Annotated in this window: 15 protein-coding genes; 8 read left to right on the forward strand and 7 right to left on the reverse strand. The window is 62.1% G+C overall.

The features are described 5' to 3' along the window. Positions 1 to 64 precede the first annotated feature (64 nt). The 4 genes from truB to AC0L7I_RS02540 all read left to right on the forward strand — a co-directional run bounded on the left by truB (position 65) and on the right by AC0L7I_RS02540 (position 4724). Positions 65 to 1027, forward strand: coding sequence for a tRNA pseudouridine(55) synthase TruB (truB, locus tag AC0L7I_RS02525; protein WP_473397964.1), 963 nt, complete (start codon positions 65 to 67; stop codon positions 1025 to 1027). Positions 1028 to 1275: 248 nt separating this feature from the next. Next, the gene (gene rpsO, locus AC0L7I_RS02530; protein WP_473397965.1) at positions 1276 to 1545 is read left to right on the forward strand and encodes a 30S ribosomal protein S15; all 270 of its coding nucleotides are present in this window, start codon (positions 1276 to 1278) and stop codon (positions 1543 to 1545) included. 72 nt (positions 1546 to 1617) lie between these two features. Continuing rightward, positions 1618 to 3747 (forward strand): polyribonucleotide nucleotidyltransferase, encoded by a 2130-nt coding sequence (gene pnp / locus AC0L7I_RS02535; protein WP_473397966.1) that lies wholly within the window; start codon positions 1618 to 1620, stop codon positions 3745 to 3747. 182 nt (positions 3748 to 3929) lie between these two features. After that, the gene (locus AC0L7I_RS02540; protein ID WP_473397967.1) at positions 3930 to 4724 is read left to right on the forward strand and encodes a CAP domain-containing protein; all 795 of its coding nucleotides are present in this window, start codon (positions 3930 to 3932) and stop codon (positions 4722 to 4724) included. Positions 4725 to 4775: 51 nt separating this feature from the next. Here AC0L7I_RS02540 and AC0L7I_RS02545 read toward each other — a convergent pair whose 3' ends face one another. Then, entirely contained in the window at positions 4776 to 6176 is a 1401-nt protein-coding gene (locus AC0L7I_RS02545) for a pyridoxal phosphate-dependent decarboxylase family protein (RefSeq protein WP_473397968.1), read from the reverse strand. A gap of 140 nt (positions 6177 to 6316) precedes the next feature. On the opposite strand from AC0L7I_RS02545, the gene udk reads away from it, so the two are divergent. After that, positions 6317 to 7024, forward strand: a complete 708-nt coding sequence (gene udk, locus AC0L7I_RS02550) for a uridine kinase (RefSeq protein WP_473397969.1) — start codon at positions 6317 to 6319, stop codon at positions 7022 to 7024. A gap of 68 nt (positions 7025 to 7092) precedes the next feature. Then, positions 7093 to 7947 carry a CAP domain-containing protein gene (locus AC0L7I_RS02555; protein WP_473397970.1) on the forward strand — a complete coding sequence of 285 codons (855 nt, stop codon included), beginning with the start codon at positions 7093 to 7095 and terminating at the stop codon, positions 7945 to 7947. Between the two features lie 6 nt (positions 7948 to 7953). Here the strand turns inward: AC0L7I_RS02555 and AC0L7I_RS02560 are convergent, their stop codons facing one another. The 4 genes from AC0L7I_RS02560 to AC0L7I_RS02575 all read right to left on the reverse strand — a co-directional run bounded on the left by AC0L7I_RS02560 (position 7954) and on the right by AC0L7I_RS02575 (position 10715). Further along, the gene (locus AC0L7I_RS02560; protein WP_473397971.1) at positions 7954 to 8634 is read right to left on the reverse strand and encodes a nitroreductase family protein; all 681 of its coding nucleotides are present in this window, start codon (positions 8632 to 8634) and stop codon (positions 7954 to 7956) included. Between the two features lie 36 nt (positions 8635 to 8670). Next, positions 8671 to 9486 carry an enoyl-ACP reductase FabI gene (locus AC0L7I_RS02565; protein ID WP_473397972.1) on the reverse strand — a complete coding sequence of 272 codons (816 nt, stop codon included), beginning with the start codon at positions 9484 to 9486 and terminating at the stop codon, positions 8671 to 8673. 107 nt (positions 9487 to 9593) lie between these two features. Next, positions 9594 to 10130 carry a bifunctional 3-hydroxydecanoyl-ACP dehydratase/trans-2-decenoyl-ACP isomerase gene (gene fabA / locus AC0L7I_RS02570; protein WP_473397973.1) on the reverse strand — a complete coding sequence of 179 codons (537 nt, stop codon included), beginning with the start codon at positions 10128 to 10130 and terminating at the stop codon, positions 9594 to 9596. An 81-nt stretch (positions 10131 to 10211) separates the two neighbouring features. Next, positions 10212 to 10715 (reverse strand): SH3 domain-containing protein, encoded by a 504-nt coding sequence (locus AC0L7I_RS02575; protein WP_473397974.1) that lies wholly within the window; start codon positions 10713 to 10715, stop codon positions 10212 to 10214. 130 nt (positions 10716 to 10845) lie between these two features. On the opposite strand from AC0L7I_RS02575, the gene AC0L7I_RS02580 reads away from it, so the two are divergent. Then, positions 10846 to 11832, forward strand: coding sequence for a 2-hydroxyacid dehydrogenase (locus AC0L7I_RS02580; protein WP_473397975.1), 987 nt, complete (start codon positions 10846 to 10848; stop codon positions 11830 to 11832). A 79-nt stretch (positions 11833 to 11911) separates the two neighbouring features. Next, a complete protein-coding gene (locus tag AC0L7I_RS02585; protein WP_473397976.1) occupies positions 11912 to 14017 on the forward strand; it encodes an alpha/beta hydrolase family protein in 2106 nt (701 codons plus the stop codon). Here the strand turns inward: AC0L7I_RS02585 and AC0L7I_RS02590 are convergent. After that, the gene (locus AC0L7I_RS02590) at positions 13980 to 14789 is read right to left on the reverse strand and encodes a glycosyltransferase family 2 protein (protein ID WP_473397977.1); all 810 of its coding nucleotides are present in this window, start codon (positions 14787 to 14789) and stop codon (positions 13980 to 13982) included. The two genes, AC0L7I_RS02585 and AC0L7I_RS02590, sit on opposite strands and share 38 nt — an antisense overlap. Before the next feature lie 5 nt (positions 14790 to 14794). Beyond that, positions 14795 to 16039 (reverse strand): O-antigen ligase family protein, encoded by a 1245-nt coding sequence (locus tag AC0L7I_RS02595; protein WP_473397978.1) that lies wholly within the window; start codon positions 16037 to 16039, stop codon positions 14795 to 14797. Positions 16040 to 16058: the final 19 nt, after the last annotated feature.

Here is a 16058-nt window from a genome sequence, read left to right on the forward strand (position 1 = left end):
GATATGCCAGCATGAAGATGGCCCGCCGGCGTTCGAACCGCCCCCGGCCTGCAGGAGACACGATTTGGCCCGCCAGAGAAAACGCAAGGGTGACCCGGTCAGCGGATGGCTGAACCTGTTCAAACCGGTCGAAATGACTTCGACCCAGGCCGTGTCGATCCTGAAGCGGCTCTACAATGCCGAAAAAGTCGGCCATGGCGGCACGCTGGACCCCCTCGCCGACGGCATCCTGCCCATCGCCTTCGGCGAAGCCACCAAGACGGTCCAGTGGGCGATGGATTCGGAAAAGGAATATGTCTTCACCATCCGGTGGGGCATCTCGACGGCCAGTCAGGACGCCGAAGGCGAAGTGACGGCCACGTCCGATGCGCGTCCGTCCCGCGAACAGGTCGAAGCCGTGCTCGCCAACTATCTCGGCACCATCGAACAGGTGCCGCCGAAATTCTCCGCCATCAAGGTCGATGGCCAGCGCGCCTATGACCTTGCCCGCGAAGGCGAGGATTTCGAGCTGAAATCCCGCGAAGTCGAGGTCCATGCAGCCAGCGTGATCGGCATGCCCGACGCCGACCATACCGTCATCCATGTCACCTCCGGCAAGGGCTTCTATGTTCGCGCCATGGCCCGCGACCTCGCCTTCGATCTCGAATGCGAAGGCCATATCAGCCAGCTGCGCCGCACCCGTGTCGGCGCCTTCGCCGCCGCCGATGCCATCGCCATTTCGGCGCTTCAGGACATGACCGAGAAATCTGACCTGCTTGCGGCCCTCAAGCCTGTCCAGTCGGTCCTGACCGGCGTCCCGGACCTCGCGATCAATCCCACCGATGCAGCCAACCTGCGTCAGGGCCGCACCATCATGCTCATGCCGCATGTGGTCGACGCCTGGCGTGCGGCCCGCAATCCGGACGATGAGGACGACCGCCTCGCGCTGGCGACATGCAACGGCACGGCCATCGCCCTCGGCGATGTTCGCGCTGGCCATTTCGAACCGGTTCGCGTGTTCAACATCCGCGAGGTGCAGGGTGCCTGACGGCATAGGCCTGCCACCCCCTTGGCGCACCCGTGCCACCCCCGTCCCGATATCACCCCAGCCCCTTCCCAAACGGGACTAAATCCGTCATAAGCCGCCCCTTGAGGCGAATATCGCCCTGAATCCCGCGCTGGACGACATCCCGGCCCCGGACACCAGGCCCCGATCTCCCCTTGAGCCCCCGCGTCCATGAGGCCGCAACACGTTGAAACCCTTCGCCTTTTGGCGATATTCATGAAAGAGACCCGATGTCGATTACGGCTCAAAAGAAACAGGAACTGATCAAGAAATTTGCCATCAAGGCAGGTGATACAGGCTCCCCGGAAGTGCAGGTTGCGATCCTGACGGAACGCATCAACAACCTGACCGACCACTTCAAGACCAACAAGAAAGACAACCACTCCCGCCGCGGTCTGCTGACCATGGTCGCCACGCGCCGGAAGCTGCTTGACTATGTCAAAGGCAAGGATGAAGCGCGCTATCAGACGCTCATCACGGAACTCGGCATCCGCCGCTAGGTCCGGAAAATCAAGCCCGCCGGGCAATAGGGCCTCGGCGGGCTTTTCGTATGTGAAAAGAAAGAAATCGAAATGTTCAACAAACACTCCGTGTCGCTGGAATGGGCGGGACGCACGCTGACAATTGAGACGGGCCAGGTGGCACGTCAGGCTGATGGCGCCGTTATGGTCACTTATGGGGACACCAAGGTCCTCGCGACCGCCTGCTTCGCCAAGTCGGCAAAGCCCGGCCAGGACTTCTTCCCCCTGACCGTCAACTATATGGAAAAATACTACGCTGCAGGCCGCATCCCGGGCGGCTTCTTCAAGCGTGAAGGTCGCCCGACCGAAAAAGAGACGCTGACCTCGCGCCTGATCGACCGTCCGATCCGCCCGCTTTTCGTCAAGGGTTTCAAGAACGAAGTCCAGGTCGTGCTCACCTGCATGTCCTACGATCTCGAAAACGATCCGGATATCCTCGGCATGATCGGCGCGTCCGCCGCGCTCGTCCTGTCCGGCGCTCCCTTCATGGGCCCAATCGGCGCCGCCCGCGTTGGCTACAAGGATGGTGAGTACATCATCAACCCGACCATCGACGAACTCGAAGAGTCCGACCTCGACCTCGTCATGGCCGGCACGGCCGATGCCGTGATGATGGTGGAATCAGAAGCCTACGAATTGTCTGAAGACATCATGCTCGGCGCTGTCATGGCGGGCCATGAATCCATCCAGCCCGTGATCGATGCCATCATCGACCTGGCTGAAAAGGCTGCCAAGGAGCCGTTCGAGTTTGAAGCCGAAGACCATTCCAAGGAGCTCTCGGCGATCCAGAAGCTCGTCGGCAAGGACCTGTCCAAGGCCTACTCGCTGACCGAAAAGCTGGAACGCCAGTCGGCCGTGGGCGTCGCCCGCGACACCGCCAAGGCTGCCCTCGTCGGCACCGAAGAAGCACCGGGTGAAATGTCCGCAGAAACGTTCAAGTCGGCATTCAAGGAAGCCGAGGCCAGCGTGGTCCGTGGTGACATCCTGAAAACCGGCAAGCGCATCGACGGCCGTTCGCTCGATCAGGTTCGTCCGATCGAGGCCCTCGCCGGCTTCCTGCCACGCACGCACGGCTCGTCGCTGTTCACGCGCGGTGAGACGCAGGCGATCTGTGTGACCACACTCGGCACCAGCGATGACGAACAGTTCATCGACGGTCTCGGTGGCACGTCGAAATCGAAATTCATGCTGCACTACAACTTCCCGCCCTATTCGGTCGGCGAAACGGGCCGCATGGGCGGTACCAACCGTCGCGAAACCGGACACGGCAAGCTTGCTTGGCGCGCACTTCAGGCTGTCCTGCCTGATCACGCCGAGTTCCCTTACACGATCCGCCTCGTCTCCGAGATCACCGAGTCCAACGGCTCGTCCTCGATGGCAACCGTGTGTGGCTGCTCGCTCGCGATGATGGATGCCGGCGTGCCGATTACCCGTCCCGTGTCGGGCATCGCCATGGGTCTGATCAAGGAAGCCGACGGCGTTGCTGTCCTGTCCGACATTCTCGGCGACGAAGACCATCTCGGCGACATGGACTTCAAGGTCGCTGGTACCGAGAAGGGCCTGACCTCGCTGCAGATGGACATCAAGATTGCCGGTATCACCAAGGAAATCATGAAGACGGCGCTCGAGCAGGCCAAGGGTGGGCGCATGCACATCCTCGGCGAAATGGCGAAAGCCCTCGACACGTCGCGCGAGGCCCTGTCGGAAAACGCACCTCAGATGGAAATCATCAAAGTGCCGACCGACAAGATCCGTGACGTTATCGGTTCCGGCGGCAAGGTTATCCGTGGCATTGTCGAAGAGTCCGGCGCCAAGGTGAATATCGATGACGACGGCACGGTGCAGATTTCTGCGCTCGACCGCCCGGCCATCGAAAAAGCCATGAAGATGATCAAGGAAATCACGGCTGAAGCCGAAGTCGGCGAAATCTACCAGGGCACAGTTGTGGGCCTGAAAGACTTCGGCATCTTCGTGAACTTCTTCGGTCCAAAGGACGGCCTTGTGCACGTTTCGCAAATGGCGAACGAGCGCATCGGCCACCCGAAGGAACTGGTCAAGGAAGGCGACAAGGTCTGGGTCAAGCTCATGGGCTTCGATGATCGTGGCAAGGTCCGCCTGTCGATGAAGGTTGTCGACCAGGCAACCGGCAAGGAAATCGAAGGCGCCGCCAGCGAAGAATAGACTTACAAATTCCTGTAAGTACCGATCAGGGCCGTCCTTCGGGGCGGCCCTTTTTCTTTGCGCAATTGCCCGGAAACAAAAGCGAAGAAAGATACACAATTCTGTATCCGGACTAAATTTCATTGACACAGAAGTGTCGCAAAAGTATTGTGACATTTATGTTACAACCACGTTACAGATTTATGTCATTGTCGGCGCTGGCCATTGCGGCGCTCACCTTGCCTGCGGCAGCCGTCTCCACGTGCGATCTTGCAGATGGACTGTCTCTGGATCCCGTCGTCTTCAATCAGGAAGTCAGCGCCTGCTACGGCGGCCAGAATGATTCGAAACAGGACGCTCGGCTGGAGCGCCAGCTGGTTGACGCTACGGACCAGGTACGCGCCGGCGACAACAAGGCCGCACTCGTCCCGCTGGCTTCGCTTGAGCAGGCTGCCCGCATCCACGCCATGGACATGGCCGCGCGCGACTATGCCGGCCACGCTGATCCGGAGGGCCGCGGCCATCTGGAACGCGTCCGCATGATCGACCGCACAGTGCTGATCGGCGCTGCTGGCGCCAACATCGCCATTGTCGAGGGCGAGCATGGCGCCGATGCCCTGTTCGAGGCTCTCCGCCACGATCCCGTCAACGCAGCCAACATGACTCGCAGTGCCTTCACGCACACGGGGGTCGGCATCGCCACGGGCAATGGCCGGACTTATATCGTCCAGCTCTTCGCCCGGGTCGACGGCCAGCTGCAAGCGCCCCTGCCCGTGCACATTTCCGGCAACGAGAACATCCGCGCCACCTTCGAGGACAAGGACCTCCAGCCCGTGGCCTGGCGCCTGACGTCCCCGGCGGGTGACACGATTGCCCGCGGCTATGGCTCGACGATGACCGGTTCGCTACAGCCCGGCCAGCAGGCCTATCTCACGCTGGACATTGCCCGCAACAATACCGAGTTCGCCATACGCGGGCCCATCGTTACCGGCCAATAGACGCTAAGGCGCCGATACTCATTGCCCGGCCCCTTCACGGGGGCCGGGTTTTTAGTGTTCGCCATTGAGCTCTGACAGGGCCCGGGCAACCGCAGCAATGGACCGGGACACGTCGTCCTCGGTCGTCCGCCAGCTCACGACACTGACCCGCATGGCCCTCACGCCGTTCCATGTCGTTCCAGAGAAAAACGCTTCCCCGCCAGCATTGGTCCGGCGGATGATCTCGTCGGTAAAAGCATCATTTTCCGCGTCCGAAGCACCGGCCTGCTCAAACCGGACCAGCCCCTGGTTCAGGACAGGTACATTCAGCGCGCGGGCGCCTGGCAGGTTGCCGAGGCCGCTCACGAGAGCAACGCAATGCCTGCAGCAGCGCTCCACGAGATCCGCGACGCCAGCACGGCCCAGCTCGCGAAGCGCCGCATATACCGGAACCGCACGCGCGCGCCGCGACAGTTCGAAATTCCAGTCCGACGGATCCCGGACATCCGGACTTGGCGACAGATAGGCGGCGCCCTTGGCAATCGCCGCACGGTGCGCGCCCGTATCGCGCACGAAGGCCATGCCGCAATCATAGGGCACGTTCAGCCATTTATGCCCGTCCGTTGCCCAGCTGTCGGCGAGGTCGATTCCTTCGGTCAGCCCGCGATAGGCCGGCGCGGTGCGCGCGAAGAGTCCGAAGGCGCCATCCACATGCACCCAGGCGCCAGCCGCCTGCGCCATCGGGATCAGCGTCGCAAAATCATCGAATGTGCCGACATTGAGGTCGGCGGCGTTGAGACACAATATGGTCGGGCGCGCCGGGCCGGACAATTTGGCCGCAAGGTCGTCGGCCTGCATGTCCCCGAACGGCCCCGTCGCCACGCTCTCCATGTGCGCCTCGCCCATGCCGAGATAGCGCACGGCCGCGTCCAGCGTATTGTGACGGTTGGCACTCGTCAGGATACGGATGGGCGGCGCACCGTAAAGCCCGTCTCGTCCGACATGCCAGCCGGCCCGCTCCAGCACGGCATGCCGGGCGACGGCCAGGGCGGTGACATGCGCGAGCTGGCAGCCAGTCGTGAACGCGAACGAGCATTCCGGCGGCAGGCCGAACAGGTCCTTCAGCCAACCGCCGGCAATTTCCTCGATAATCGTCGTCGACGGCGCGACGGTGAACATGCCGGAATTCTGGTCCCACGCAGACACCAGCCAGTCGGCGGCCACTGCAGACGGGAGCGAGCCGGCCATCACCCAGGCAAAGAACCGGCCACCGGCATTGGCGTGCAGGCCCGGCAACGCGCCGGTTGCAAGCGCGTCGACAATCTTGCCGGCATCGCTGCCTGTTTCGGGCAAGGGGCCGCCCAACGCCTGCCGAAGTTCGTCTGCGGTTGCCTTGCCGCCCACAGGGGCCGAGTCCAGGCCGTCCAGCCACGCACGGGCGTGGTGCATGGCGCGGTCGAGCGGGTCAGTCATCGCGGTATCCTCCTCAAGGCTGGTTAAGCCATGGGTCCCGTCGATGCCACCCGAAACGTGCGCGCACCGCCAAGCAAAGGAATCAGTCCGGCAAGCAATTTCCATTGGTGGCGCGCCCGGTTTGCCGTTAAACCGCCCCCATGACCAAACGAAAATCTGCATTCCTGATTGCCATGTCCGGCGGTTCCGGCTCCGGCAAGTCGACGCTCGCCGAAGCATTGCTGGCGCATCTCGGACCGGGCCGCGCCGTGATGTTCGGCGAAGACGCCTATTACCATCCGATGCGCCACTATGGCGACTACTCGACCGAGGAAGAGCGCCAGGCCATCATCGCCAGCGTCAACTATGACGACCCCGCTTCGAAGGAAGTCGACCATCTGGTGCGCGACCTGAAGGCATTGAAATCCGGCCAGGGCGTCGACCAGCCGATCTATGACTATGATCGCCATGACCGCAGCGACAAGACGCGCCGCATCGAGCCGGCGCCGATCCTGCTTCTGGAAGGCATCCACGCGCTGTCCATGCCGAAGATCAAGTCGCTGATCGACCTTTCGGTCTATGTCGACACGCCCGACGACCTGCGCCTCGCGCGCCGCATCCGCCGTGACGTGATCGACCGCGGCCGCAGCGTCGACAGCGTGCTGCAGCAATACATGTCCACCGTCCGCGCCGCGCACTACCGCTGGACCCACCCCGCAAAGTTCGAGGCCAAGCTGGTGATCGCCGACGAGGGCCTGCCAGCCTATGGCAATGTCCGCCCCAACGACGAAGCCATCGAACGCATGGTCGCGCCCGTGCTGGAGCGCCTGCGCTCGGTTGGCATGCTCGACGACCGGCCCCGGGCCTGAGCCTGAGCCTCAGCCAGCGCTGCACAAAAAGCTGGGCGCAAGGCCCATGCCTCGCTAGGCTTTCCCCCATGAGGCGAAACCTGTCAAAATGGCTGGTGCTCCTGGGCATCGCCGGCCTTGCAAGCAGCGCGGCTTTTGCCTGCGACCTGCGCCTGTCATCGCGCGGCGTGACAACCGCCGACTATGTTGAAACCGTTCGCCCTTGCCTTCGCCAGTTGCCCGCTGGCTACAAGTTCGACACCAAAATGGAAGCCGCCTTCCTCGAGCGCATCAATCTCGAGCGGACGACGCGGGGCCTGCAACCCCTCGCCCTGCGCCGCGAACTGCTTGCGCCGGCCCGGTTCCAGAGTCTCGACATGGCCGCCAACGGCTTCTTCGATCACCAAAGCCTCGATGGGCGCTCCCCCGGCGACAGGGTCACGGCGCTTGACCGGCGGGCGCTGATCCAGCGCTCGGCCGAGAACCTCGCCATGCTCGAAATCGTCCGGGGGCGTTACAATTTTTCCAAGAGCCTGCCACAGCTCCACGACAACCTGATGAACAGTCCCAGTCACCGCGCGAACATCCTCAACCCGGAACTCACCCATGTCGCCATCGGTGTCGTCGTCACCAGGACGGGTGTCTGGGCCACGCAGGTCTTCCTGAACCTTTCAGGTACGCTGAGCGAAGATGTTCCCCTGCGCATGACGGCAGGCCAGCGCCTCATGGCGCGCCCGCGCATCACGGACTGGACCTTCCGCCGTTTCGAGGCCGAGACCGGCCATGACCAGTTCGCCCCTTTCCGTTACACCGCCCGCGGCGCGGTCGTGCCAGAGGGCCTGTCCGGCGACATCGACCTTGCCGCCTTCAGCATCCAGATGGGCGAACGCAAGGACATGATCTACTCGATCCGCCTCGCAGGCCCGGCGATTACGATCCAATAGGCCCGGTCAGAAAAACCCGGCGATCTCGTCCAGTGGTTTCTTGATCAGGGCATGCCGGGGCACCATTGCACCTGCTGCCGGATGGCCCGCCACCAGGATCAAGAAGGGCTTTTCCGTTTCCGGACGCCCGCATATGCCATTCAGGAACTTCATCGGGTTCGGCGTATGCACCAGCGTTGCAAGACCCGCCATGTGACAGGCCGAGATCAGCATTCCGGTCGCGATTCCGACGCTCTCATGGATATAGTAATTCTTGCGGTCCTCACCTTCGCGTACGCCGCCGCGTCGCTGCGCAAAGATGCAGATCAGCCACGGCGCGGTTTCCATGTACGGCTTGTCCGCGTCGGTACCGATCGGCGCCAGCGCATTGAGCCAGTCGGCGCCCGCCTTGCCAGCATAGAATTCGCGCTCTTCGGCCTCGGCAGCCTCGCGGATCTCGCGTTTCTTCCCTGCCGAACCGACGCACGCGAAAAACCAGGGCTGGTGGTTGGCCCCGGACGGGGCCGAGCCCGCCGTCAGGACACAATGTTCGATGACCTCACGCGCGACCGGCCTGTCTGAAAACGCGCGAACGGACCGGCGAGACAGCATGGCCGCGTGAAACGCTTCCGCCCGTGCCTGCATCTCCTCGATCGGGTAAGCCGGGAAACCGGACAGCGGAACGTGTGTCTCTTCGCTTGTCTTCATGCCCTGCCTCCGTGAGCTGTCGTGAGGCCCCTGCCCTTACTCCTCCGGCATGTCCGGCACGCCGACCGCATGGAAGCCGGCATCGACATGGATCACTTCACCCGCGATCGACCGCCCGAGCGCCGAGAGGAGATAGAGCGCGCAGCCTGCGACGCCTTCCATGCTCGTGTCTTCCTTCAGCAGCGACCAGTCGCGCCCGGTCCCCATCAGGCTCTTGCCGCCGCGAATGCCGGCCAGGGACAGCGTCCGCATGGCGCCTGCCGAAATCGCGTTGACGCGGATGCCCTGCGGGCCGAGGTCGCGCGCTGCATAGCGCGTCGAAGCTTCAAGTGCCGCCTTGGCCACGCCCATCACGTTATAGGACGGAACGGTCCGTTCCGCGCCGAGATAGGTCATGCACAACATGGCCCCGCCATCCGGCATCAGTTCAGCCCCGCGACGGGCACAGTCGATGAAGGAATAGACTGAAATGTCCATGGCGCGGCGGAAACCTTCGCGCGTGGTGTTCGCGACCATCGAGCCCTGCAGCTCATCCTTGCCGGCAAAGGCAATGGAATGGACGAGGAAGTCGATCTTGCCCCACTTCGCCTTGATCTGCGCAAAGGCGGCATCCATGCTCGCATCATCGGTCACGTCGGCCGGGATCATCGTGTCCATGCCGATGGATTCGACCAGCGGGCGCACGCGCCGCTCCAGCGTTTCGCCCTGGTAAGTGAAAGCAATTTCGGCGCCCTGGGCGGCCAGCTGCTTGGAGATGCCCCAGGCAATCGAGTTCTGGTTGGCAACGCCCATCACGATGCCGCGCTTGCCCTTCATCAGGTCGCCAGCGGGCAGGTTCCAGTCTTCGGCCATTCGGGCCTCCTCCATTGTGAGTTATTCTGCCCCACGGGCTAGGCGGGCGCGGGCAAACCGTCAAGCGCCGGGGGCTCGGGCCCCAAGCCTGTATGGTGCGGGACGACCTAGTCCAGATCGGCCGGATTCATCAGGCCGACCTTCATGTCGGTCGCCATGTAAACCTGCTTGTCGTCGGCAAACACCTTGCCATTGGCGATGCCCAGGACGAGCCGCCCGCGCTTGACGCGCCGCATGTCGATTTCATAGCGCACGAGCTTGCGTTTGGGCGTGATCTGTCCGGTAAACTTGACCTCGCCAACGCCCAGTGCGCGGCCCTTGCCGGGGCTGCCCGACCAGCCGAGCCAGTAACCGACCGCCTGCCACATGGCATCAAGGCCGAGACAGCCCGGCATCACCGGATCGCCCGGAAAGTGGCACTGGAAGAACCAGAGGTCCGGCGTGATATCCAGTTCGCCGATCACGTGGCCCTTGCCGAACTCACCACCATCCATGCTGATCTCGGTAATCCGGTCCATCATCAGCATTGGCGGGGCTGGCAATTGCGCATTGCCCGGTCCGAAATAGCCGCCCTTGCCCGACTCGATCAGGTCGGCCTTTGTGTAGCTGGATTTCGGGGTATGAAAATCATGCGGTCCGGACATCGGCGAACTCTCCTGAGATTGGACGTAGCAGCCTAACCACAGTGACCGGACCGGCTTGTCAACCGCCTGAGCTATCCGGATTCACAGACCTGCCTCGCCCGTATCGGCGCCCCACAATGCCTGACGGGGCACCCAACCGTGGAAACCCTGGACTTTGACCGCGCACCAGTCGACGCGGCAGTCGCCCAATTCGACCAGGACCCCTACCTCCAGGGAGGCCACTTCACGGCTTGTCTCGTTCGCCGTCTCATGGATCGAACTGGCCGATTGCACCATCGCGGCCATTCCCGGTTCCAGCATCCGCGCATGGACCCAGACCTCGTCTCCCGACGGGTCGCGCACGCGCCGCCAGTCGCGACTTTCCTTGATGATCAACAGTGGCAGGCCCTTGCGCTCATAGCGCCAGACGACCGGGTGTTCGCGGCTCGGGCCCGCACGACCATTCACGGCAGCGAATCTCAGCGTCTCGAAACGCGGCACTTCCTTGCCGGAAAACTGGCTGATGCGCGTCACCTGCGGCCCTTCGGCCGCGGCAGAGGCGCACATCAGGAATATTCCCGAAATGACAGAAAGTGCCCATTTCATGTGCAGATAGCCTGACGTTGCGTTGAGGCGGCCACCTTTGCACATGCAGATGAATCGGGCGTAAAACAACAGGCGTTGGCGTTCGCGCAACGCTCTGCTAAGCCCGATGGGAGACATGCAGAGGGGCCACATGCCAACCAAGAAACTAAAGATCGTCGTGACCCGGAAGCTGCCAGCCGCTGTCGAGCTGCGCATGAAGGAATTGTTCGATACAAGCCTCAACCAGGACGATCATGCCTTTACCCATGAAGAACTCGTCGCCGCCGTCCAGAACGCCGATGTGCTCGTTCCGACGGTAACCGACCGGATTGACGGGCGCGTCCTGGCGCGGGCCGGCGACCAGCTGCGCCTGATCGCCCAGTTCGGTGCCGGCGTCGACAATATCGACGTCCAGAGCGCCGTTCAGCGCGGCATCACGGTCACCAACACGCCGGGCGTCCTGACCGATGACACGGCCGACGTCGCCATGGCACTGATTCTCGCCGTGCCGCGCCGCCTGCATGAAGGCGCACAGGTCATGGACCAGGGCCGGTTCGACGGCTGGACACCGACCTGGATGATGGGTCGCCGCTTGGCCGGAAAGCGCCTCGGCATCATCGGCATGGGCCGGATTGGCCAGGCCGTCGCGCGCCGCGCCAAGGCCTTCGGCCTGCAGATCCATTACCATAATCGCAAACCGGTCAGCCCGCGCACCGAGGAACTCCTTGAGGCGACCTATTGGGACAGTCTCGACCAGATGCTCGCGCGTATGGACATCGTCTCGATCAACTGCCCGCACACGCCTGCCACGTTCCACCTGATGAACGCGCGCCGAATCGAGCTGATGAAGCCGGAATCCTACCTCATCAACACAGCCCGCGGCGAAGTCATCGACGAAGCCGCGCTCGCCCGCGCGTTGAAGGCAGGCAAACTGGCTGGCGCGGGCCTTGATGTGTTCGAACGCGAACCGGCGGTGAATGAAGACCTGATCGGCCTGCCGAATGTCCTCCTCCTGCCGCACATGGGCTCGGCGACGATCGAAGGCCGCACCGAGATGGGCGAAAAGGTCATCATCAACATCAAGACCTTCGCCGACGGCCACCGCCCGCCAGATCGCGTGATCCCGGCAATACTCTGACAAGGTCATTTCTCTCAATCACTGATTGACGTGGACAAGCAGTGCAGACTAGCCTTTCCAAAAGCCTGGGGAGGTGAGAATGGGGCAGTTCTGGCGCACAATCATATTGGCATTGGCGCTTTCCGCTTGCTCCACCACGGTATCGGCAGAATCAAAAACCCCGCCACAGCTTGAAGATTTCCTGGGCGACTACGACTTCTGGAATGCCGAGCTTTCACCCAATGGACGCTATCTTGCCGGCATCCGGCGAGTGGATGGCGAAGACTTCGTGATTACCGTCGACCTCGATGCCGAAGCAATTCAGGTCGTTCCAACGCTTCTGGGGGACTATTTTGTCAACTGGCTGGAATGGGTAACGGATGATCGTCTTCTGGTGTCTGTCTCGGGCTATTCGGACTGGAACACTGGTCACCAGATCACCCGTGAAGAATTGAAGACCGACCTGAAGCACAAGACTCCTGTTAGATTCACGCGACTGTTCTCCTTGGACCGGCAAACGAAGCAAGCCGTAGCCATGTTTGGCCAAGACCGATCCATGATGCGCAGCTTTTCCCTGGGGCGTGTAACCGATTTTCTACCCGGGGATCCCGATCACATCCTGATGCCGGCGCGCTTGCGCGGCGACCTGGACCTGTTCAAGGTCAATTTGCTGGACGGGTCTTTCGAACGCATCGCCGTCGGCTCCAAGTACACTTACAGATGGTATACGGATCGCAATGGCGAACCGGCCTTTCGCCTCAATACCAATGCCAGAGGGACGGTCATCTACATCTACGCCCGGGAAGACCGCGATAACGGCAAGATCAAATGGCGCAAGACGAAAACGATCCGATTGAACCGCAACGAACAAAGCAAGTCGGCCGCTGAATTCGAAATTCTGTATCCCGGCCCGTCGGAGACCACCTATTACGTTGCCGCCCGTCCTGAAGGCGCCAACACGACAGGTATCTACCTCTATGATTTTGAGAAGGACGAGATGGTCGAGACGATCCGCACGCACGATTCCTTCGACATCGAAGATGCTTTCTTCAACCGGGATACGCGCGAATTTCAAGGCATCTATTATTACGAAGACCGGCTTGTCATCGAGATGGAAAACGAGACGATCCAAGCTCACCTTGACGGGTTGAACGCCTACTTTGACAACAAGGCAAATGTATTGCCCATCGATTCCAGCGACGACGGAAACCGCTGGCTCGTCTTTGCGTCCGGGCCACTCGATCTCGGATCCTACCACGTCTATGACGTCGACAAGGCCTTTGCTCGAATTATCGGGTTCAGCAAGACCAGCCTCTCCGACACGCTGAATGCGCATGTTGAAACGGTAGACTTCACGGCACGCGACGGCATCGCCTTGAAAGGATACCTCACTCGCCCACAAAATGCCCGCCCAGGCGACAAGCCGCCGCTCGTTTTGATGCCACACGGCGGACCGGAGTCTCGCGACTATTACCTGTTCGATTGGCGCGCCCAGGTCTTGGCATCTCATGGTTATCAGGTTTTTCAGCCGAACTTCCGCGGATCATCCGGATTCGGGAAGGCCTTCGCAGACATGGGGCGTCGGCAATGGGGCAAGGCCATGCAGACCGACCTCGACGACGCCTACGAGCATCTCGTGGCGAACGGAATTGTCGATGCCGGAAACGCCTGCATTTTTGGCGAATCCTATGGCGGATATGCAGCGCTTGCAGCAGCAACCATGACGCCTGATACCTACAAATGCGTCATCGCAGGCGCCGGTCCCTCAGATCTTGTGAAAATGCTGAAATGGGAACGCAAGGAAGAAGGGGGAGATTCGGAAACCTATGAATACTGGGTCAAGCAGATAGGCGACCCCAGGAAAGACGCTGATGCCTTGAACGCCGTTTCTCCGGCGCAACTGGCAGATCGCATCAAGGTACCCGTCCTCCTGATTCACGGCGAAGACGACGGAGTGGTCCCGATCGAACAATCGGAACTCATGGAAAAGGCCATGAAGAAGGCAAATAAAGAGGTACGGTTCGTGCGCCTTGAAGAGTCAGGCCACACATACCGGTCGGACGCCGACGAAAAACGCGAATATCTCGAAATTCTGGGGTTCTTGGCTACGCATTTGCCCGTACCGGAAAGCCTGCCCGATACGGCCGACATCGCGCCTGCGCAAATCGCTACGTCTGTGCCCGCAAGTGCAGGCCCAGTCGAATAAGCGGCGTGACCGCCGAGACCAGCGCCCGCTCGAACGGGCCTTTCGCAAACTTGCGGAAATAGCGCGCGAGGCTTTTTGCCTTGTGAGCCTGCACAAGGCCCGACGGCACTTTTGACGTGGAGCCATAGTGCAGCGCGCCAGCGAGCGGCTGGTAGACGACGCTGCCGCCCGCCTCGATCACACGGCGGCAGAGGTCAACGTCCTCGACATGCAGGAAGTAATCCTCGTCGAAACCGCCGAGCGTGCGAAACGCCTTTCGCGCCATCAGGAAGAAGGCCCCCGACACAGCGCCCACGGGGACCGGTCCGGTCGGCGCCGGTTCATCGTCCAGCGTCCACTTGCCGAAGCCAAGCGCGCGCCACAGCGTCAGCGTGTTGCGCCGGCACCCGCGCTCTTCATGGCCGGCCGTATCGAATATCTTCCCGCCAGCCAGGACAGGTTCCGGCTGGCCTTGCAGCGCCGCAAACAGCGGGCCGACGGACCCGCGGCGGATCACGGCATCCGGATTGATCACGAGCAGGAACTCGCCGAGCGCGCTGGCAGCGCCACGGTTCACGCCCGCGCCAAACCCCGGATTGTCCCCGGACCGGATGAGGCGCGCCTTGTCGGTTCGGGCCATGAAGCCATCAATCCAGGCTTCCGCCGACGGCGGATTGCCATTGTCGACCAGGATGATCTCGGAAATATCCGGATCTGATTTTAGCGCGTACAGGCATTCGTGCAGTCGCGGGCCTGTCTGATAGGACACGACAATGGCGGTCACGGTCGCCATGGCGCTCATATCGACGCCCGCTTGCGCCGCGCCAGGAGGATGATCGCGCAGGCGGCCAGGATCACGCTCGCCCAGAAGGCATCGTTCCAGACATTATAGGAAAAGCTGAACAGGCTGGCGACCACGCCCACGAGGCCGGCAATGGCATAGCGCACGTCCGGCCGCAGGGACTTGGGTGTCGGCAACCGGAACGCAACCACAACCAGGGTCAGCCCAGCCAATACGGCCCCCACCACTCCCGTTTCCGCCCATATCTGCAAGGCCATGTTGTGCGGATGCCCCGGCACGACCGGATAGGCCGCCCAGAAGTCCGGCAATTGCGCCAGCCAGGCAGGATGGTCGGCATAGGTCTCACGCCACGTCTTCGATGCGGCAATCCCGTGCCCGACGAAAGGCTTCTCCACGGCCTTGCCGATGACCATTTCCCACGACCAGGATCGCGACTGGAACGAAGCCGGGAGTGTGATTCCGGCCTGGCGCATCAGGCTGATCGCAGAGCCGATCAGGACAGGTGCAGAGGCGACATATCCCGCCATCAGGCTGATCAGCCAGCGATACCCCGTGCGCGGTATCAACCAGACAATCGCCCAGGCCAGAAGCATGAAGACAACGCCGATCAGCGCCGATTGCGACCCTCCACGGACGACGACAATAACGCTCGCCAGGATGACGCCGCCTGCCACCATTTTCCAGCGCCACCCGGGGCGCGTGGCAAGGTACGCAGCCAGGATTGGCAGGACGAGCATGAACGCGTTGGCGTTGCGCCCGATATTCTGGAAACCCTTGGCCTGCTCCAGCGGGTCAGGCCCATAAATCATCGCGACAACGGGATCGCCAAACACACCGCTCGCGGCAACCAGCAGGCCCTGCACAGCAAACGCGCCGAGCATCACCCGCGCCGACAGCTGGGCCGTGCCTTTCGCTATGCGCAGCGCGCCGGCAACGGCCAGCGAACCGAACAGCGCGGTCAGGACAATGCGCACGCTCGACGCGCGGATCGCGAAATCGCCTTCCAGCAGGTTGCCCGAAATCAGGCCGCGCGACGCCGGCGACCAGGCCTCGCTGAAAGCCGCCCACGCGACGAAAGCGAGCGCCATCAGCGCATAGCTCGCCGGCGGCATTTTCGGCCTCGCAAAAACGAGCGCCAGCAGGCCTGCGACTGCCAGCACGAGCGAATAGCCTTGTCCGCCCAGCAGTCCCATGACCGGCCAGAACAGGAACACAAAGGCGAGCACGGGCGCGTAGGACATGGGCTTCACTCTGTCGTCA

The organism is Hyphomonas sp. J20-32 (genome assembly GCF_055808555.1).